The sequence below is a fragment of the Nocardia panacis genome, assembly GCF_003598715.1.
In the GTDB taxonomy this organism is placed as follows: domain Bacteria; phylum Actinomycetota; class Actinomycetes; order Mycobacteriales; family Mycobacteriaceae; genus Nocardia; species Nocardia panacis.
The window spans coordinates 60,782-78,725 of sequence record NZ_QZFU01000020.1; the positions used below are offsets into that span (position 1 = coordinate 60,782).

Below are 17,944 nucleotides of genomic sequence, written 5' to 3' on the forward strand. Positions count from 1 at the left end.
TCCTCAACCATACAGTCGCCCACCTTCTTGAGATGGGTGATGCACGGTGACCGAGTTCTGCGTGCGCCCTGCCGTGCGGGTGGTCGAGGCATACACCGCTGCGGGGGACTCGCTGTATGGCGACCTCGTCGGCTATATCACTGTCTGCGACGCCCACAGTGGCGCGGCGAGCACGCATCTGCGCTCGCTGGGCTACACAAGTTTTGTCGGTGGCATCAACCGCGGGATGGTCGACCGCCGAGACCCTTGCGGGTGTTTCGGCCGCGTCGGCGTGGCGACCACCCTTGTGCCACTCGGTGCTCCGCCCGCCGATGTGCTCGCGCGGGCCACAAAACGACGCGCCGAAGCATCCGATGCGCTCGACGCGCTCGAGGTCTGGGCGCAAACCCACGCCGACGCTGAGCCACTCGCGCATTGGGGCTGGCTGGCCGAGAGCCTGCACAACACCATGCCCGAAGCGCTCGCCCAGCAGCTCGCGCTCGCCGTGCTGCGGTCGGTAGCCGCCGAGCAGGAGCGGCAGCGGCACGTCGAGGAAATCGCCCGCCTGAGAGCGCGAATCGACCTCGCCCACGCACACACAGCAGGAGCGCTCGATGTATGAGAAGACCAGCGCTGAATTCGATCAGGCGCATGCCCGCATCCGTGACGCCATCGACGGTCTCGTCGATGCCCTCGCGATGGGGCACGCGCTGTGCACGTGCGGCAATGAGATCACCTCGCAGCGGCACACGACGATCCTCGTCGGATATATCCAGACCCAATATCCCCCAGAGACATTGCCGCTACTGCTCGCCGAAGCCGTGATCCGTCTCGCCATCGCGAACGGGGCCAAGTGACCTGCCATGCCTGCGCCCGACACGCCGCCGAGGTCGCCCGCCTGACCGCAGCGATAGCGGTCGTCACGACGGGCGCCGCCGCTGCGGCCGAGAACTACCGGGACCGCATTCACCGTCTCGAGGCCGAGCTCGCCGCGCGGCGGGCGACCGGCAAGCGGACCCGCACGCGCCGTTCCGGCGTCCGTCCGTGGGCGGTGGCAGGGTGAGCCCGCTCGCGCACGTGGTGGAGGCCGCCGTCGTGGGCGGTGTGCTCGCCGCTGTGCTGCTGCTCGGCGTCGGCACAGTGATATCCGACTGCCTCGAGGCCGCCCGCGCCGCGGCCTCCGTAGACGAGGGCGACGACCCCGACGTGGACCTCGCCGAGAAATACGCCGACATCCTCGACGACGAGGTCGAGCTGCCCGAGCTCGACGAGCCCGATTGGGGTGCCGAGTGGGACCGTGCCCGCGACCGCGACCGCGACTACCGGTGGGGGGCGGCGTGATACAGGGGATGGATCAGCTCGGCGACCTCGCCGAACTGACCGAGGCCGATCGGCGAGCGGCGGCGCTGGCGGTGTGCGGCCACGCGACCGACGCCGCCGACGCGGCCGAGCTGCTCGCGATGCTCGGCCTCGTCGACAAGGCATCGGCCGGGCGAGTCGCGGCGCAGTGTCGGAAGTGCCTGCGCCCCATGAGCAATGTCGACTGCGTCGGCCACGCCCGTCGGGCAAGTGACGGCATGTGCGGTTCGTGCTACCAGCGCACTCGGCGAAGGCCGATCACCGGGCGGCAGAACGTCGTCGCTGTTCGTGACATCGAGACTCCCCTCGGCGTCATCGCGCAGGGTGCCGAGATGTCGGCGACGCCCTCCGGTGACGGCCTCGGCTGGCTGCTACACATGCCGGGCAGCCGCCGCGCGGTCGCCGTTCCGGTCGACGCCGTCGAGGCGGTGACCGCGTGACCACGTTCGTACCGCCGATCCGGCGCAAGGCCGCAGGGCGAAATCACTACTACGTCGACGGCACCGGTGCCCGAATGCCCGGCGTGACAACGATTCTCGGCAATGGGTTGCCGAAGAAAGCGCTCATCGACTGGGCCGCGAACGCCACCGCCGACGCCGCGGTGAACAACTGGGATGAGCTGGGCGATATGCCCGTAGCCGCCCGGCTGGCCAAGTTGAAGAAGGCCCGCTACGAGGACCGCGACGCCGCCGCCAAGCGCGGCACGGAGGTTCACGCGCTCGCCGAGCATCTCGTGCGTGGCGAGCGTATCCCCGTGCCGACCGAACTGCGCGGACACGTCGAGGCATACGTGCGGTTCCTCGATGAGTGGGATGTCGAGCCGGTGCTCGTCGAGTTCGTCGTCGCGTCCTACCGCTACGGGTACGCCGGGACCGCCGACCTCATCGCGGACCTGACCATGCCGGATGGACAGGTCGTGCGTTGGTTGCTCGATATCAAGACTACCCGGTCCGGTGTGTTCGGCGAGACCGCGCTACAGCTCGCGGCCTACCGGTACGCCGACATCTACATCGATACCACCACACCCGAGATGCACGGCCCGCTGGGCATCGAGGAGCCCATGTTGCCCGTGCAGGCGACCGGCGTCGTGCACGTCCGCGCCGACGGGTACTCGCTCGTCCCGGTCACTGCGGGCGAGCAGCAGCTCACCGACTTCCGGTACGTGCAGCAGGTCGGCCGGTTCGACGCCGAATCCCGCGATCTCATCGGCGAACCCCTCACCCCGCTCGACCCGAACGGCGAACGGGCTCGCATCGTGTACGAAAGGACCAGCAGGTGAACCAGATTCAGCCCTACGCCTTCGGCGAGGCCACCGCGACACAGCTCGCCGCGACCACCACGCAGACCCGAGGCGAGCGGTCGCGCGAATGGCTCGATTTGTTCTTTCAGACCGCCAAGGCCGCCGAGATCCTCGCGGGCACGGACTTCGTCCCGACCACCATGAAGGGCAAACCTGCCCAGGTCGCCGCCGCCATGATGAAAGGCTACGAGCTGGACATCGACCCGCTCGACGCACTCGGCAACATCTTCAGTGTTCACGGCCGCATCGGGTTCTACGCCGAGTTCATGCGACGGCGAATCTTGCAGGCAGGCCACGAATTCCGCCCGATCGAAACGAGCGACACCCGCGCCGTCGTCGAGGGCCGCCGCGCCGGAACCGAGGAATGGGTGCGCGCGAGCTTCACCGCGCAGCAGGCCAAGGCGGCGAAGATCGACCTCGGCGGGTACCCGGAAGACAAGCTGTTCGCCCGTGCTACCTCGCGACTTTGCAAGCGTGTGTTCCCGGACGTGCTGTCCGGCGCGGCAATTGCCGAGGATCTCATGGACGAGGAGCCCACCGCAGCGGTGCGCGTCCCGTCGCAGCGCGTCGACACCGACGAGGTTCCCGAGCCGGGAACCATTCAGCGCGCCCGCAAGCCGCGCCGCTCGGCCGCACCGAGACCGCCGGCACCCGAGGCCGAACCAGATCACACTCCGGTCGACGCGCCACCCCTTCCCGGCGACGAACCGACCACCGAGCCCGCACCGGCCGCTGAGCCGATGGCGACGACGGCACAGGTACAGAAGCTGAACATCCTGCTCGAGAAGGAGGGGCTCAAGGACCGCGCCGCGAAACTGGACTACCTCAGCGGGGAATTCGGCCGCAGCCTCGCTAGCTCCAAGGATCTGACCAAGGTCGAGGCGAGGCAGTTGATCGACTACCTCGAGCGGCCGGTCGAGCCCGATTCGGTCGCCGAGGCGGTCGCGCTCGGGGACGAGCCCATGCCGCGGCTCGAAGGCGGTGAGCAGCAGTGAGCACCGACCACCGCGCGGACGCCGTACGCGCCCTTCGTCGACTGCCCGCTGCCGACGTCGGCGCGGAAACCCTCACCGGCGCGAGTGAGGCCACAGCGCACGCCCTTCTCGCGATCGAGGCCCGTCTCGGCGAACTGCTCGCCGAGCAGCGCATGGCGAACACCATCGCGGCCTACGAGGCGCGAGTCATCGAGGGCGACAACGAGTACCGGCAGGCCCGCGACACCGTGCGCGCGGTGCTCGGGCTCGCCGACAATCCCGAAGGACGGTCGGAATGACCACGACAACGATCACGGTCGGCACCGCCGACCTGCGCCAGGCCCTCACCGCGGTGAAGGCACACGCCAGCAGTGACAAGGACTTTGCCGAGATCAACCGCATTCGGCTCACGATCGGCCCCGAGCACGTCACGGTGTCCGCGACCGACCGGTTCACCGCCGCGCTCGCCGATGTCTCGGTCTGGAGTCACAACGGCGAGCCCGTCGAAATCGTCGAACTGCTGCGCGATGACGTCGCCAAGTTGTTGTCGATCTTCCAGGTGCCCGGCAAGGATTCCAGCGCCGACGGCCCGCAATACCTGTTGCGCCTGGCGATCGGCGCGGAACAGGTCACCGCGACCGACTGCTCGGGGCTCGATATCGGCGTCGGCCGCGAGTACCTGTTCCCACGACTCGCCACCGAGGACGCGCTGAACGTGGTGCCCGAGTTGATCGCACGTGCCCATTTCGGGCAGCCCGTCATGCTTGGCGACCTCGCCGACATGACGGTCAGCGGCGACCATCTCGCCCGCTGGAAGGAGGCCGCGAGAGCCTATGGCGAGCGGCTGACGATCGAGCCCCGCCAAGGTCTCCCGCATGGGTCGAACACGATCCTGATCCGGTGCGGTGAGTCGTTCCTCGGCGCGATGGTCTCGCAACCGCAGATCGACGAGGACAAGGACAGGTCGCGCGAGCACGCCGAGCGTTGGACAGCGCGTCTGCCCGAAATTGTCGCTGGCGCAACCATATCCGGAGACCAGGGGTGAATTCGTTCGAGGAATACGAGCAGGCCGCCCACTCCGGGCGGCCTGCTCTCCAGCTTCTTTCGCTGGGCGCGGGTGTCCAATCGACGGCGCTCACGCTCATGGCCGTGGGCGGAGAACTCGGCCGACTCGACGGCGCGATCTTCGCCGACACCGGATGGGAGCCGCGCCGCGTGTACACACACGTCGACCGGCTCGAGGTCGAGCTGAGCAAGGCCGGTATCCCGCTGTACCGCGTTCGGAAGGGGAACCTCCGCGCCGACACACTCGATCCGGCAACACGATTCGTGTCCGTGCCGTACTTCACCCGAAACGCCGACGGGACCGAAGGGATGGGCCGCCGCCAATGCACCGCCGAATACAAACTCGGCCCGATCAACCGCAAGGTCCGCGAGCTGCTCGGCGCCGCCCCACCCAACTACCGCACGGTGCCCCGCGGTCGAACTGCCGTGCAGTGGATCGGGTTCAGCTCCGATGAGATCCATCGCGTCAACGACCGCCGCGAGAACCGCTACACCACCAAACGGTATCCGCTGATCGAGCTCGGGATGTCGCGCAAGGACTGCGAGCGCTGGCTACGCGCGCGTGGATGGGGTGATGTCGCGAAATCGGCGTGCCTGGGCTGCCCATACCACGGCAATGCCCAGTGGCGCGCCATTCGCCGCAACGCCGAGGAGTGGGCCGACGTCGTCGACTTCGATCACCGAATCCGTAAGGGCGGCATCAGATCCGGCCGACCCGAACTGGACGGCGAAGCGTTCCTACATCGCTCACGCGTACCGCTGGAAACCGCCCCGATCGGCCGGATCACGCGCACGGAGCGCGTCGACGCTCAGCTCGAGATATACGACGAGTTCGCCGAACAAGGAGACCCGAACGGTTGCTCGCCGTACGGGTGCCGGAGCGGCGTGCCCACCGTGGCGAAGCTGCGGCTCGGGGAGGAGGCACAACGTGGCGCGTGACCATGGCCGAGTGCTGTGCCGGATCTGGCAGGACAAGGATTTCCGCGCCCTGCCGCGGACCGCGCAGGCGCTCTATGTTCAGCTCGTCTCGCAACCGAATATCAACAATGCCGGCGTCGTGCCCCTGATGCTGTCGAAGTGGGCGAAGGGCTGCGACGAGCTGACCTCGGATCGGATCATCGCCGATCTGGCGGCACTGATCGATGGTCGGTTCGTGGTGGTGGACAGCGACACCGAGGAAGTGTTGGTGCGCAGCTTCATTCGCAACGATGGCGTGTTGAAGCAACCGAACGTGCTCAAGAACGCGTTGCGGTGCGCCGAGGCGGTCGAGAGTCACGCGATCCGCGAGGCACTCGCCGCCGAGCTGCGCCGCACGGGACGCAACGACGCGGCCCGAACCGCAGACATTCTCAGCCCTTCCGAGACTCGTTCGGGAGACACGGCGAACCCGTCCGAAACCCTTCAGGAAGGGTTCGAGCATCCCTCGGTAACCCTCCCACGGCATGCGCAAGAAAATCCCAGGTCAAACCCCTCGGAAACCCTTCCCGAACCCCGAACCCTTCGGAAACCCTTCGCCGACCCCAGCGGGGTAGGGGAAGGGGTAGGGGAAGGGGAGAACTCTAGTTACGTAGTTGGTCACCTTGGGGGGGTCGCGCGCGCGGACACGCGTGCGGCGCGCGCGCACGCACGCGAGGACACCCCCACCCCCGAAAACCCTCCGAGCGAAGAACCACCGAGCCCGAACTGCCCGCGCCACCCCGAGGGCACGACCGAACCGTGCGGCCACTGCGCTGATGCCCGCAAGCGCCGCGAGCGCTTCCACGCCGAACAGGCCGAGCGCGTCAACGCCGCACGCGCCGAGGAGATCCGGCGTACCGCCGAGGTGCGTCGCGCAGCGATCGACGCCTGCGCGATATGCGACGCCGACGGCTACGCCGGTGGTCGAGTCTGCGACCACGACCCCGGCACCGCCGCCCGCGCACGCCGAGGCATCGAGGCCGTCCGCGCCGCCCTGGCCGCCAAACGCGCCGAAACCGCCACGCCCACACCGGAACCCGAAGAGGCCCCGAAACGGCCGCCACGAGCCACGCAGGCCACCGGCAACAGTGCGGCCGACACAGCCAACGACCGCGAGGAGCCCGACGTTGCGTGACCGCACCGGCGAACCCGTCGAGCCCGACGACGATTCGGCACCGTGGCACGACCCCCGATGCCGAGGCACCGGCTGGCTCGGCGACGACAACGAAGGCCGCCCGATCCCGTGCCTGGTCTGCAAGGCACACCTGGCCACCCGCTCGACCGTCCACGAGACCACCCCCAGTCCGCGCGCGCAGGCCGCCATCCGAGCCCTGGAGAGCCGAGAATGACCGCACCGACCCCGAACCCCCACGCCGAGCCTGCCCTTTTCGAGGTGCCCGACGATCGCGCCGTACGGCATGTGATCGAAACCGCCGCGGAACTCGCGGCACTGCCCGTCGGCGCCGTGCTGATCGACCAGTGGCGCAGCGCATTCCGCAAAGGGTCGGGGCCGCACGGATGGGAACAGGTAGGCGACAATGCGCGCGGGCCGGCCAGAATCGTCCTCCCTGGTGTCGTGGTGTGGCAGCCCGAGGCGGGCAAATGACGCGACCACACAACAGTGCCATCCTCGAATTGCCCTGGACCGCACCACCACTCACACTCAACCAGAGGAGGGCGACAAAAGGCGCGATGTTCGCGCACGCCCGGAAGGTCGCCGAAGTCCGCGGTACGGTTCACCGCCTCGCCCAGGCCGCCGCTCTGCCGCGCGGACTCGGGCACGTCGTAGTGCAGATGCACTATCGGCCGCGTGACAACAGGCGCAGAGATACCGACAACTTGATCGCGACCTTGAAACCAGCCTGCGATGCACTCGCGGCCGGGACAACGCGCCATCCCGGCTACGGCATGGTGCCCGACGATATCCCGGCGCACATGGCCAAACCCGAGCCGATCATCCACCAAGCCGAGCGCGGCAAGGGCGGTGCGCTATGGCTCGAAATCACCTGGGAGGTTTGACCATGGCCGACATCCTGTGCGCCGAATGCGAGCGCCCCGTCAAGGACGGGCTCACCTTGTGCGTGTCCTGTGGGGACAGTTTGTGTGAGGCGCTGCTCGTAGTGCCCGAGCTGCTGCTCGATATCGCGATCACTCGAGCCCGGCTCGATCGGGTGCGGGGTGCGCGGACCGCTGGCCGCGCCGCCGAGGCCGCGCTGCCAGTACGCGCTGCCGGGCGGGGCACGCTGATGGTCGGCGACGAGGCGCTCGCCGCGATCGGCAACACGGTGACCACGTGGGCGCGCGCTCTCGCCGAGGATCTCGGCGTCAACCCGCCCATCAACGACGCGTGGCTGGTGCGCCTCACCGAGCAGCACCGTGACGCACCGCCACGGGACGGTACGACGTTGCCCCTGGTGAGCGTCGGCGCGGTCGAACAGGCCGCTGTCTGGCTCGCCCAGCATCGAGAACCATTGCGCGCCTACGAGGCCGCCCTTGAGCTGCTGCGCGATATCACCAACGCCGTCGACCGGCTGCGGTGCGCGGTCGACCGGCCGCGCGAACTGCGTTACCTCGGTCCGTGCTCGGAGTGTGGGGCAGAGTTGCGTGCCGAACGCGGCGAATCTTGGGTACGCTGCCGAGCCCGAACATGCCGAACCCAACACGAGATCGCCAGCATCGAGGCCGACGCCCGTGCCGCGGCCGAGGATCGGCTGTACACGCTGGCGGAACTGGGCGGGGTTCTCACCGCGGTCGGTGCCCGGATCGGTCGCGCCACCCTCTACCGGTGGGCTGGTGCCCGCCGTATCGAGCCACGGGGCTGGCAGCATGAGGACGAATACGGGCAGCGGATCACCGACCATCAGGTCAGCGAGGGCGACCGGCAGGTGTACCGACTCGGCGACGTGCTGCTCCTCGCCACCCGAGACGAGAAGCAGGGAGGATCAGCGGCATGACCGCCGACGAATTCGCCGAGGACGAGGCAGCGGCCAAGCGGTCTGTTCGATGGAATGAGAGCTGTAGGGATTGGGCTGATAACGGCGATCCCGATTGGGTGCACATCGCCCGCCACGATCCGGCGCGCGTGCTGCGGCACGCAGCGGCAGCGCGCCGCATCCTCAGCCGGTACGCCGAAGCGGAACGCGAAGCATTGCTCTCGGAACGAGACAGCGGCTACGCGACGGGAATGTACGGCGCTCTGGAGTATCTGGCTGCGACCTGGTCCGACCATGCCGACTATCAAAACGAGTGGAAGTGAGCGGATGAACGACGCATTCAACTTCAACGCGCCCGCCCGCACCTATGAGGTACAGCCCGACGGTCGCGCGATGCTGCGCGTGATGCTCACCTACGGTGAGCAGGCGCATTGCGTGACGCCCTGGCACACCGGCAAGGATCCGATGATCCTGTCGGCCGCCGAGATCGCCCGCGACGCTGACATTCCGGTGAACGAACTCCCAGGCCGCGAGTTCACTGCGACTGGAGACGAACACGCGTTGCGGGACTTCAGGCTGGTCGACGACCCTCGACTGTGAGCGCGGACAGGGCGAGGCCCGGCCGGTTGGCCGGGCCTCGCTGTGTTCGTTACTCCTTGTCGTCGTTCAGATCTCGCATCTCGACGACTTCGATCTCTCCGCGCAGGACGGCGGCAGTCATGGTCAGCTCCTGATCGAGCCGGAGCATCTGGACGAGCGCGGCCTCAAGCAGCCACAGTCCTTCGTCGCCGTCGGAATGGATCGCGCAGTGAATCGCCGCGAGCCACAGCGTTATCACTGTGTTCAGGGCCGCCCGGTGCGTGTCGGGCATCGGTGCCTCGTTGAGGAGGCTGCGGACCTTCACCATCAGATCGATGACCTCGTCGCCGGAGTGGTACTCGCTGACCTCCAGCTCGATCGGGATCTCGAGGGTCTGGAGCAGCTTCGCGAGCTTCCAGAACACCGTCGACGATTCGTTGCTGAACTTCAAGGTCAGAGCTTCATAGATCGACATCGGATCTCCATCACTGTTGTGTTTTCGATGTGCTGTCGGTGGGTTTCCACTCCCTCCGACACCTCATATATTACAGCACTCGACTCATGAAACGCAACAGGACCGAGATGTTCGATCACTGATTTCGGCGATACCTGCGCCGCTTGCCCATGACACCGTCGATCGTGTCGCGCCGCCAGCGCTTCACCCCGCCGGAGTCGATGTCGTCGGGGTTGCCAAGCTTGCCCGTCGAGGCGTCCGCGCGGATGGTGCCGTACGCGAGTCCGGTGTACTCCGCAATTTCCTTGGTGGTCAACAGGTCTGATGGATCGCTATCGATCTGGCCATCTGCGGGAGAATCGTGCACGGCGCGTCCGCCCCAGGACTTCACCACCTCTTCAACGGCCGCCTCGTCGTATTCGAGCCACTTGCCGCGCTTACCGATAGGGGCTGGCCAATCCGGCGCGACCTTCCATTGACGCTGCACGGTCGACTTCGCACGGCCATACTTCGCTGCGATCTCCGGGGCCGTCAGCCGTCGGTTCTGGGCTACCATCATGGTTCGGCCTCCTGTTGTGGTCGATGCGCTGGCCGACGGGGTTCCACCTCGAGGGTTCGCCCTTCCCCGTCGGCCGCAGCGCTTACGTCACATTTTGCATCACTTACCTCATGAATTACAACGCTTTGGTCTGATGCTCGGTGCCGAAACGGCGAAGGCCCGGCCCGAGTGGTCGGGCCGAGCCTTCGGTTCGTGCTACTCCCCGATTCCCTCAGTCGGGATCTTGCCGTCGAGGATTCCCTCGGCGAGGTCGATCTCGTTGGAGACTCGGCCCGCTTGAATCAGTGCGGACGCGAAAATCCATTCCGGGCTGTCCTCGATGTCGTCCTCCTCGCAGGCCAGCGCCGCCAGCGTTATCGCCGTGAGCCAATCCGTGCAGGCCGTCACGAGTGTGACTCGCAGGTGGGTGGACATCGGTGCTTGCTCGAGGAGCTTGCGCGTCGCCTCGATCGAATTGTGGTGCTCGATGCCGAAATGGTCGGGGTCGACCAGTGCCAGCCCGATCGGCACGTCGAGCCGGGCGGGAACCTTGCCGAGGCGGATGTATGCGATCAGGAGACGAACACTCAAGGTGGAGAGTATTGCTTCGCGATCCATAATCGGATCTCCTTGTCACTGTTGTGTTTTCGATGTGCTGTCGGTGGGTTTCCACTCCCTCCAACACCTCATATATTACAGCACTCACCTCATGCAATGCAACAGTGATTCCGAGTTCACTACCGCTGCTTGCGATATCGACGGCGCGCGCTCATGACCGCGTCGACCGTCGCGCGCCGCACACGCTTGACGCCGCCCTCATCGACATGTGGCCTTGCGAAGACCCGCAGATCAGGTAGGGTGAGACACAATCGTGCACTACAACAACTGTGTCCTCATCCAGTTGCAGCACGTATTCACGCCGACGCGACAGCACTCCACCGAAGCCACTGCGCACACCACGGACGGGACCACACCGCAAGGCAGGTCCCCAATGCTCCAGCACGACAACGACGCCCGAATCATCTGCGGCGAATCCCTGGGCACCATGCGGGGACTCGCCACCGCATCGTTCGACGCGCTGATCACCGACCCGCCCTACTGCAGCGGCGGCACCAACACCACCGATCGCACCAGCCGCAGCGCCGTCCAGAAGTACGTCTCCAGCGACTCGGCATCCGGCCGCGCGATGCCGGACTTCCCCGACAACCGTGACCAGCGCAGCTTCACCATCTGGTCGTCCATCTGGATGACCGAGGCTCTACGCCTGGTTCGCCCTGGCGGTCAGGCGCTCGTGTTCACCGACTGGAGGCAGCTACCCGCCGCCAGCGACGCCCTGCAGGTCGCGGGATGGCGCTGGCGCGGAATCGTGGTGTGGCGCAAGCCCGCCGCCCGACCACAGCCCGGATTCAAGAACGAATCCGAGTACATCCTGTGGGCGTCCAACGGGCAGATCGACCGCGACCACCAGCCGCCCTACCTCCCGGGCGTGTACACGCAGTCGAGCCCGAAAGGCAAAGACCGCCAGCACATCACGGCCAAACCGCCCGAGCTGATGCGCCACCTCGTCCGCACCGTCCCTGTCGGCGGCCGGATCCTTGACCCGTTCGCGGGATCAGGTACCACCGGCGTAGCCGCGCTCGCCGAAGGCCGCCGGTTCCTCGGAATCGAAGGCGTCGACGCCTACGCGAAGATCGCGACCCAACGCATCGCAGACCAACTCGGCACCGCCGAGTAACAGACCCTGCGGCGCGTCAAACCGGTCATATACCGGCAAAGCGGTCCAACGAGCCCGTATTCGATTCCCGTCCAACGGGTCTCCGCAATCCCGGCCAACGCAGTGCGCTGGGAGACGTTAGGCTGCGCGCCGCAGCCCTCTTCGTCCGTAGTCCAAACCCCCGATTAGAGGAGCAGCCATGCTGTCTACGCTGTCCGCCGCCTTGGGCGACGTCCCTTGGACCACCATCCTCGTTGCCATTGCGAAGATCGTCATCGCCGTCATCGGCATCCTGGCCTGACCGGCCACCGAGGAACGCACCGGCGGTAGCGCTATGGTCGGCGGGCAAGAAGCCACACCAGGTGACGCGAAAGCCACAGCGCGACTGCGCACCTACTGGACCAACGGAGAGGGCGCAGGCAAGATCGGCTGGGGATCGCCGGGCGACTTCGACCGCTGCGTCGTCCAGCTCGGCAAGTACGTGAGCGACCCCGATGGGCTGTGTGCCGAGTACCACCATGAGGCGCTCGGCATCTGGCCGGCCACGCATGCCGCGCTCGACCGCGCTGGCCACGGCGACATCAAGCCGAAGCGCTGAGATGCCGAAAGCTCCGCGCCGCTGTCCGAGTCCCGGCTGCCCGAACACCATCCGCCACGCCCGCTACTGCCCGGACCACACTCCGGCCTGGGACGTCCCGAGCGGATGGCGGCGGCCAGCGGGATGGGCGCAAGACCGCGAAAGCGTTCTCGCGCGCGACGATTGGACCTGCTACCTGTGTGGCAAGCCAGGAGCCGACGCCGTCGACCACGTCATGCCGCAGGCTGGCGGTGGGCCGGACCGGTTATCGAACTACGCGGCAGTCCACGACCGGAACCCTCCCCACTGCCACCGCGCCAAGACCAACCGGGACCGCCACGCACAACACCGAACGGCCAGCTGACCCCGAAACCGCTGCACCCCAACCAGGGAGCCCTCCCCCTGGGTCCAAAGGAACAGCGGGATGCTCTGCCGATTCCGGGCCGTACGGCCCGGACCCTCGGCCGCCGGGGCTGCTCGGCTGGCCGCTCGATCGCCCTGGAGGTGCCGATGGCTGAGAGCAAGCCCGCCGGTATTCGTCAGCGGCGCAATAGGACCGCGACCCGGGCGACCCTGCGTGCGGCCGTCAACCCAAATATCCCTGATTTGCCTGATCACGTCACATGGCACCCGGCGGTGTTGGAGTGGTGGGCCGATTGCTGGTCGTCGCCGATGGCGCCGGAGTGGACCGAGTCCGATCGGCACACGCTGTTTCTCGCGGCCCGGCTGATCCAGCAGGTTTGGGACGACGACACCTCTCCTGCGTCGAGGGTGACCTCGGCGACCGAGGCGAGGCATTTGCTGCGCGAATGTGGCCTGACGCCGATGGCGCGCCGTTCGCTCCAGTGGGAGATTGACCGCGGTGAGGCTGCCACCGAGCGCACCAACCAGCGCCGTGCGTCGTCGCGGCCACGGTCGGTCGTATCGGATCCGCGGATTGCGGCCGCGAAGTAGCCGATGCAGCTGATCGTTCCGCCGTTGGAGTCCGAGCCGTGGCCGACCCTTGGCGCGGCCGTGTGCGACTTCATCGAGGAACGAGCAGTGTTCGGGCCGGGATCGCTGAAAGGCCAACCGGCGCGGCTGAACTCCGACCAACGGCTGGTGATCTACAGGCTTTACGAGCTGTTCCCTCGCGGTCACGCTCGTGCCGGCCGCCGTCGGTTTCAACGCGGCGGCATGAGCGTTCGCAAGGGCTCGGCGAAGACCGAGCTGCTGGCGTGGCTGTCGTACGCCGAGCTTCACCCAGATGGGCCGGTGCGATTCAACGGCTGGGAGCGTGACGGCACGCCGCGGTTGGGTCGCCCGGTGAACGATCCGTACATCCCGTTGATGGCGGCCACGCAGGAGCAGGTAGCCGAGCTCGCGTACGGCGCGCTGATGGTGATCTGCGAGGACGGCGCGGATCCGGAGCTGTTCGACATCGGCCTCGACCGCATCCTGCGCATCGATGGCGGACGCCCGGACGGCAAGGCTGTCCCGATCGCGGGCGCACCGAACGCTCGCGACGGCGCGCGCACCACATTCCAGGGTATCGACGAGCCGCACCGACTTTACCTACCCAACCACAAGGCCGCGGTCGAGACCATGATCGCGAACCTTCCGAAGCGGCCGCTCGAGGACCCGTGGATGTTCTCGACGACAACCGCCGGCCAGCCAGGTCAGAATTCAGTGGCCGAGGACGAATACATCGAGGCGCAGGCGATCGCACGTGGCGAGATCGAGCGGCCCACGTTCTCCTTCTTCCACCGCCAGGCATCCGACGGCTACGACATGAGCCGCCCCGAAGACCGTGTCGAGGCCATCCGTGAAGCTTCCGGCCCGGATGTCGCCGAATGGTCCGACTTGGAAGGCATTGCCGCGCAGTGGGATCGGCCGAGGGCCGACAAGACCTACCTGGAGCGGGTGTGGTGCAACCGGTGGACCGCATCGGCGGCCCAGGCGTTCAACCCGAAGACCTGGGAGCGCAACGAACTACCCGGGGAACGGATCCCGCCCAAGTCGAAGGTCACCGTCGGATTCGACGGTGCCCGGATGCGCGACTCCACCGCGCTGGTGGTGTGCGACGTCGCGACCGGGTTCATGGAGCTGCGGGGTTCGTGGGGGTTCGGGTTGTGGGAACGTCACGAGGACGCCGACGAGGACTGGGAAGTCGATGAGTCCGCGGTCACCGAGACGCTGGCGGAGATCATGCGGACCTACCGCGTGGTGAAGATGTATTGCGATCCGCCGCACTGGAACAACACGGTTGGCGAGTGGAGTGTCCGCTACCCGGATCGGGTCGAGGAATGGTGGACGAACCGCCGCCGGCCGATGGTGCAGGCGATCGCGGCGTTCAGTGAGGCCATCGAGACCGGCCGGCTGTCCCACTCCGGCGATCCGGATCTTGCCCGGCACATCGCGAACGCGGGCCGCAAACCGATCAACCTGCTCGATGAGTCCACCGGTGAGCGCCTGTGGATTCTCGGGAAGCTGCATGAGACACGGAAATTCGATGCCGCAATGGCGGCGATCCTGGCGTGGCAGGCACGCATGGATGTCCTCGGCACGGTCCAGACGACGACAAGGCGGCGCGGTGCGCGAAGGATCCGGTAGGAGGTGCCCGCGGTGACGTTGCCCTCCGGTGTTGTTGGCGAGTTCGTCAACGGTGGCGCGATCGACATCACCGAGCAGGGTTCGCCGGGCTGGTGGGCGAACTATCTGTGGCAGAAGTTCACCCAGCGCGACCTCACCTACTACTTCGAGGGAAATCTGCTGCGGCAGATCCCAATCCGGACGCGCCGCGACCGCATGAACATGCTGTGGGCCTATTTCATCGGTCAGCCGCCGCTGCCGCAGGTCGCCGAGGGCTACACGGTCACCTTCCAGGACATCCTGCGCAAGGGCCGCGCCACCTACGCGCCGATGGCGATCAACCCAGTCGTTGACCGCATGGAGGTCACCGGGATCGGGTCGACTGCCACCGTGGACGTTGACGCAGCGTCATCGCCGGCCGGGCTGGCCAAGCAGATCTTCGACGGCTCGAATTTCCCGGCCGCGGTGAAGGACGCGATCACCTATGCGCTGGTGATGGGCGAGGGCTACCTGATGGCGGTCCCAGCCGCCGAGGGCTCACCGGACAAGATTCCGCTGATCACCGCGGAGGATCCGCGGCTCTGCATCGGCGAACCGGACACGATGAACCCGAACCAGCTGCGGGCGGCTCTGAAGATCGGCTATGACCCGGTCGCGGGCCGAGAGATCATGTGGCTGTTCGTTGGGGGCCAGCGCTTCTCGGCGTCGCGGATGTCGGTGCCGAACCCGAGCCCCGCCGGCCCCGGATTCGGCGGGTTCAAATGGGATGGCCCGCCGACGGATATGCCCGAGATCGCCGGATTCGGCGGTGTGCCGGTGGTGCGGCTGGTGAATGTGCGCGGCCTGGGTGAATTCGAGCCGCATCTGGACTTGCTGGACCGGATCAACGACACGATCCTCCAGCGCATCGTCATCACCTGGTACCAAAGTTTCCGGCAGCGGGCGATCAAGGGCGATCTGCAAGGCGACGAGGCCCAAGACGGTGCGCCCGAACCGGATTTCACCGATGTGTTCAAGGCCGACCCAGGCGCGCTATGGCATGTCCCCGATGGTGTGGACTTCTGGGAGTCGTCACAGGCTGACATGACCCCGATCATCACTTCGATCAGGGACGACGTGAAAGAATTCGCCGCGGTCCTGGGTATCCCGCTGTATCTGATCACCCCGGACGCGGCGAATCAGTCCGCGGAGGGCGCGGTGTCGCAGCGGGAAGCGTTGCGGTTCAAGGTCCGTGACCGGCGAGCCCGTTCCCTTCCGCTGCTCCGGCAGGTGCTGGCGATGGCTTTCGCATTCGCGGGCAGCCCGCAATCGGCATCCACGATCGATATCCAGTGGGGCACGATCGAGGGCCGTTCGCTGGCTGAGATGGCGGCCGCGGTCGCGCAGACCACGAATGTCCTGTCCAAGCGTCGTCAGATGATCGACATCATGGACATGACGCCCGAGGAAGCTGCGCTGAATATCCAGGAGCTCTTGCAGGATCTGCTGCTGTTCCAGGCCGCGCTCCCCGCACCACCCGTCGCCACCACCCCAGTCGACGCTTCGGGCAATTCATTCGCTCCGAACACCTCGGCCGCCGATCAAACGGCGAATCTACATGCGATGTCCACGGCTGGGAACTGATGGTCGCAGCGAAGGAGAATGTGCCACAGTGACTGCGCCCGCCGGTGACCAGTCGACACAGCAGCGGACCGCAGTTGTGGTTGCCGCGGCTGCCGCGGCGATCGCGGCAGCCAGCACGCAGGCTGGCGTGTTGTCTCTAGCGGCGGTTACGAATAGCACTGCTGCCGTGTTGGATCGGGTGCGGTCGGTGACACAGGCACAGATCGCGGCTCGGTGGCGGTCGGTAAACCCGTACAAGGCGGACGAGGTGGCCGCGTTCGCCGCCGACGCTGCGAAGATCCTGGCGGCAGCGCAGCAGCAAATGGGCACTGCGGCCGCTGCCGGGCAGGGCGCCGCGTTGCAGGCTATGGGAATCCCGGTGAAGATCGCGCCCCCGACGATTCCGACTGACGTCCGTGTGGCGCAGCGCAGGGCGACTGGCGCAGCGTACGCGGTCCAGGTCACCTATCAGGGCCAGTCTGAGAAGCCCGCAGCGGAATCGACCAGTGCGGCGACGACCACGGTCGCGGAGGCCGCAGCATCTGAGCCGACGAAGCCAGTGACTGTGGATGTGCCGCTGGAGGACTCGACGACCGAGGCTGTTCTTCAACGGCCGGCCTCGACCTTCCGCTATGAGGTGTCGACCGGTTCGGCGCCGGAGCAGGCGGCCAATCGTGCAGCGGCGCGGCTGGATTCGGTGGTCGACGGCAACCTGTCGTTGGCGATGCGCGACGGTCAGCGCCAGGCGCTTCAGCAGGCCGAGGAGCAGACGCGCGGCACCGATCAGCATGTGACGCACTGGCGGCGGGTGTTCCACCCCGAGCTGTCTAAGGGCGGTACCTGCGGATTGTGCATTGTCGCGTCCGACCGCACGTACACCGTCGAGGACTTGATGCCGATCCATGACCGGTGCAAATGCACGGTGGTCGCCGCGGGCGAATTCACCTCCGATCTGGGTCGTGAGCTGAACAAGTCCGACTTCCAGAAGCTCTACGGCGACGCCCAAGCCGCCGCTGAGCATGGATCGAGCGCGAAGTTCGAGAGCCTATGGTCGAAGTACGTGGCCAAGGGCCGCTACAAGACTGACAACCGGGCATCGTTCGCCAGCACTCGCCCCAAGTTCCTGAAAAAGAACCGCTACAAGGTCGAGCACCACCATGAGCTCGGCCCGCAGCTGGTGCGCGCCACCGGCAGCCACGTCGAGCAACTCCATGCCAACGAGGTGCCTTCCGGTGTGGTCGATCTCGACGCGTTCATGCATCACCACGCGTAATCACTGATTTCCCGCCGCAGAGTCGGCGGGTTGCGCCCGTCAGGGCACCCATCCAGGAATCCGTGCCCG

The 17,944-nt window shown here is 66.8% G+C and carries 27 protein-coding genes; 24 read left to right on the forward strand and 3 right to left on the reverse strand.

Translation table 11 applies throughout. The features are described 5' to 3' along the window. Positions 1–46 precede the first annotated feature (46 nt). The 17 genes from D5S18_RS18465 to D5S18_RS18545 all read left to right on the forward strand — a co-directional run bounded on the left by D5S18_RS18465 (position 47) and on the right by D5S18_RS18545 (position 9,167). Positions 47–601 (forward strand): hypothetical protein, encoded by a 555-nt coding sequence (locus D5S18_RS18465; RefSeq protein ID WP_120042303.1) that lies wholly within the window; start codon positions 47–49, stop codon positions 599–601. Beyond that, the gene (locus tag D5S18_RS18470) at positions 594–836 is read left to right on the forward strand and encodes a hypothetical protein (RefSeq protein WP_120042304.1); all 243 of its coding nucleotides are present in this window, start codon (positions 594–596) and stop codon (positions 834–836) included. The genes D5S18_RS18465 and D5S18_RS18470 overlap by 8 nt, the downstream gene beginning before the upstream one ends. Next, positions 833–1,042: a hypothetical protein gene (locus tag D5S18_RS18475; protein WP_120042305.1), complete on the forward strand. Its 210-nt coding sequence runs from the start codon at positions 833–835 to the stop codon at positions 1,040–1,042. The genes D5S18_RS18470 and D5S18_RS18475 overlap by 4 nt, the downstream gene beginning before the upstream one ends. After that, positions 1,039–1,320 (forward strand): hypothetical protein, encoded by a 282-nt coding sequence (locus D5S18_RS18480; protein WP_120042306.1) that lies wholly within the window; start codon positions 1,039–1,041, stop codon positions 1,318–1,320. The genes D5S18_RS18475 and D5S18_RS18480 overlap by 4 nt, the downstream gene beginning before the upstream one ends. After that, positions 1,317–1,778, forward strand: coding sequence for a hypothetical protein (locus D5S18_RS18485; RefSeq protein WP_147403995.1), 462 nt, complete (start codon positions 1,317–1,319; stop codon positions 1,776–1,778). Before D5S18_RS18480 ends, D5S18_RS18485 begins: the two co-directional genes overlap by 4 nt. Further along, positions 1,775–2,617 carry a hypothetical protein gene (locus tag D5S18_RS18490; RefSeq protein ID WP_120042308.1) on the forward strand — a complete coding sequence of 281 codons (843 nt, stop codon included), beginning with the start codon at positions 1,775–1,777 and terminating at the stop codon, positions 2,615–2,617. The genes D5S18_RS18485 and D5S18_RS18490 overlap by 4 nt, the downstream gene beginning before the upstream one ends. Further along, entirely contained in the window at positions 2,614–3,633 is a 1,020-nt protein-coding gene (locus D5S18_RS18495; protein WP_120042309.1) for a hypothetical protein, read from the forward strand. The genes D5S18_RS18490 and D5S18_RS18495 overlap by 4 nt, the downstream gene beginning before the upstream one ends. Then, positions 3,630–3,911 carry a hypothetical protein gene (locus D5S18_RS18500; RefSeq protein WP_120042310.1) on the forward strand — a complete coding sequence of 94 codons (282 nt, stop codon included), beginning with the start codon at positions 3,630–3,632 and terminating at the stop codon, positions 3,909–3,911. Before D5S18_RS18495 ends, D5S18_RS18500 begins: the two co-directional genes overlap by 4 nt. Continuing rightward, positions 3,908–4,657 carry a hypothetical protein gene (locus D5S18_RS18505; protein WP_120042311.1) on the forward strand — a complete coding sequence of 250 codons (750 nt, stop codon included), beginning with the start codon at positions 3,908–3,910 and terminating at the stop codon, positions 4,655–4,657. Before D5S18_RS18500 ends, D5S18_RS18505 begins: the two co-directional genes overlap by 4 nt. Before the next feature lie 98 nt (positions 4,658–4,755). Then, the gene (locus tag D5S18_RS18510) at positions 4,756–5,616 is read left to right on the forward strand and encodes an adenine nucleotide alpha hydrolase family protein (protein WP_239003867.1); all 861 of its coding nucleotides are present in this window, start codon (positions 4,756–4,758) and stop codon (positions 5,614–5,616) included. Next, the gene (locus D5S18_RS18515; protein WP_147403997.1) at positions 5,606–6,769 is read left to right on the forward strand and encodes a hypothetical protein; all 1,164 of its coding nucleotides are present in this window, start codon (positions 5,606–5,608) and stop codon (positions 6,767–6,769) included. Before D5S18_RS18510 ends, D5S18_RS18515 begins: the two co-directional genes overlap by 11 nt. Beyond that, complete coding sequence (locus D5S18_RS18520; protein ID WP_120042314.1) at positions 6,762–6,983, forward strand: hypothetical protein; 222 nt, start codon at positions 6,762–6,764, stop codon at positions 6,981–6,983. Before D5S18_RS18515 ends, D5S18_RS18520 begins: the two co-directional genes overlap by 8 nt. Further along, positions 6,980–7,240, forward strand: a complete 261-nt coding sequence (locus D5S18_RS18525; protein ID WP_120042315.1) for a hypothetical protein — start codon at positions 6,980–6,982, stop codon at positions 7,238–7,240. The genes D5S18_RS18520 and D5S18_RS18525 overlap by 4 nt, the downstream gene beginning before the upstream one ends. Positions 7,241–7,326: 86 nt before the next feature. Further along, positions 7,327–7,653: a RusA family crossover junction endodeoxyribonuclease gene (locus D5S18_RS18530; RefSeq protein WP_239003862.1), complete on the forward strand. Its 327-nt coding sequence runs from the start codon at positions 7,327–7,329 to the stop codon at positions 7,651–7,653. Between the two features lie 2 nt (positions 7,654–7,655). Further along, the gene (locus tag D5S18_RS18535) at positions 7,656–8,588 is read left to right on the forward strand and encodes a hypothetical protein (protein ID WP_120042317.1); all 933 of its coding nucleotides are present in this window, start codon (positions 7,656–7,658) and stop codon (positions 8,586–8,588) included. Further along, entirely contained in the window at positions 8,585–8,890 is a 306-nt protein-coding gene (locus tag D5S18_RS18540; RefSeq protein ID WP_120042318.1) for a DUF6221 family protein, read from the forward strand. Before D5S18_RS18535 ends, D5S18_RS18540 begins: the two co-directional genes overlap by 4 nt. Before the next feature lie 4 nt (positions 8,891–8,894). Next, positions 8,895–9,167, forward strand: coding sequence for a hypothetical protein (locus D5S18_RS18545; RefSeq protein ID WP_120042319.1), 273 nt, complete (start codon positions 8,895–8,897; stop codon positions 9,165–9,167). A gap of 49 nt (positions 9,168–9,216) precedes the next feature. On the opposite strand, the gene D5S18_RS18550 is transcribed toward D5S18_RS18545, so the two are convergent. The 3 genes from D5S18_RS18550 to D5S18_RS18560 all read right to left on the reverse strand — a co-directional run bounded on the left by D5S18_RS18550 (position 9,217) and on the right by D5S18_RS18560 (position 10,756). Continuing rightward, on the reverse strand, positions 9,217–9,621 hold the full coding sequence (locus D5S18_RS18550) for a hypothetical protein (RefSeq protein ID WP_120042320.1): 405 nt from the start codon (positions 9,619–9,621) through the stop codon (positions 9,217–9,219). Positions 9,622–9,736: 115 nt separating this feature from the next. Further along, positions 9,737–10,159, reverse strand: coding sequence for a helix-turn-helix transcriptional regulator (locus D5S18_RS18555; RefSeq protein ID WP_120042321.1), 423 nt, complete (start codon positions 10,157–10,159; stop codon positions 9,737–9,739). Between the two features lie 195 nt (positions 10,160–10,354). Further along, positions 10,355–10,756: a hypothetical protein gene (locus D5S18_RS18560; RefSeq protein ID WP_120042322.1), complete on the reverse strand. Its 402-nt coding sequence runs from the start codon at positions 10,754–10,756 to the stop codon at positions 10,355–10,357. A gap of 373 nt (positions 10,757–11,129) precedes the next feature. Between D5S18_RS18560 and D5S18_RS18565 the strand changes: the two genes are divergently transcribed. The 7 genes from D5S18_RS18565 (at position 11,130) to D5S18_RS18595 (ending at position 17,875) form a co-directional block, all read left to right on the forward strand. Beyond that, on the forward strand, positions 11,130–11,873 hold the full coding sequence (locus D5S18_RS18565) for a DNA-methyltransferase (RefSeq protein ID WP_120042323.1): 744 nt from the start codon (positions 11,130–11,132) through the stop codon (positions 11,871–11,873). Between the two features lie 313 nt (positions 11,874–12,186). Beyond that, positions 12,187–12,450 carry a hypothetical protein gene (locus D5S18_RS18570; RefSeq protein WP_120042324.1) on the forward strand — a complete coding sequence of 88 codons (264 nt, stop codon included), beginning with the start codon at positions 12,187–12,189 and terminating at the stop codon, positions 12,448–12,450. 1 nt (position 12,451) lies between these two features. Then, a complete protein-coding gene (locus D5S18_RS36395; protein ID WP_158607901.1) occupies positions 12,452–12,793 on the forward strand; it encodes an HNH endonuclease in 342 nt (113 codons plus the stop codon). A gap of 146 nt (positions 12,794–12,939) precedes the next feature. Continuing rightward, positions 12,940–13,383, forward strand: coding sequence for a phage terminase small subunit (locus D5S18_RS18580; protein ID WP_120042326.1), 444 nt, complete (start codon positions 12,940–12,942; stop codon positions 13,381–13,383). Between the two features lie 3 nt (positions 13,384–13,386). Then, positions 13,387–15,021, forward strand: a complete 1,635-nt coding sequence (locus D5S18_RS18585) for a terminase large subunit domain-containing protein (protein WP_120042327.1) — start codon at positions 13,387–13,389, stop codon at positions 15,019–15,021. 12 nt (positions 15,022–15,033) lie between these two features. Then, complete coding sequence (locus D5S18_RS18590; RefSeq protein WP_147403999.1) at positions 15,034–16,623, forward strand: phage portal protein; 1,590 nt, start codon at positions 15,034–15,036, stop codon at positions 16,621–16,623. Between the two features lie 28 nt (positions 16,624–16,651). Beyond that, positions 16,652–17,875 carry a hypothetical protein gene (locus D5S18_RS18595; protein ID WP_147404001.1) on the forward strand — a complete coding sequence of 408 codons (1,224 nt, stop codon included), beginning with the start codon at positions 16,652–16,654 and terminating at the stop codon, positions 17,873–17,875. Positions 17,876–17,944 lie beyond the last annotated feature (69 nt).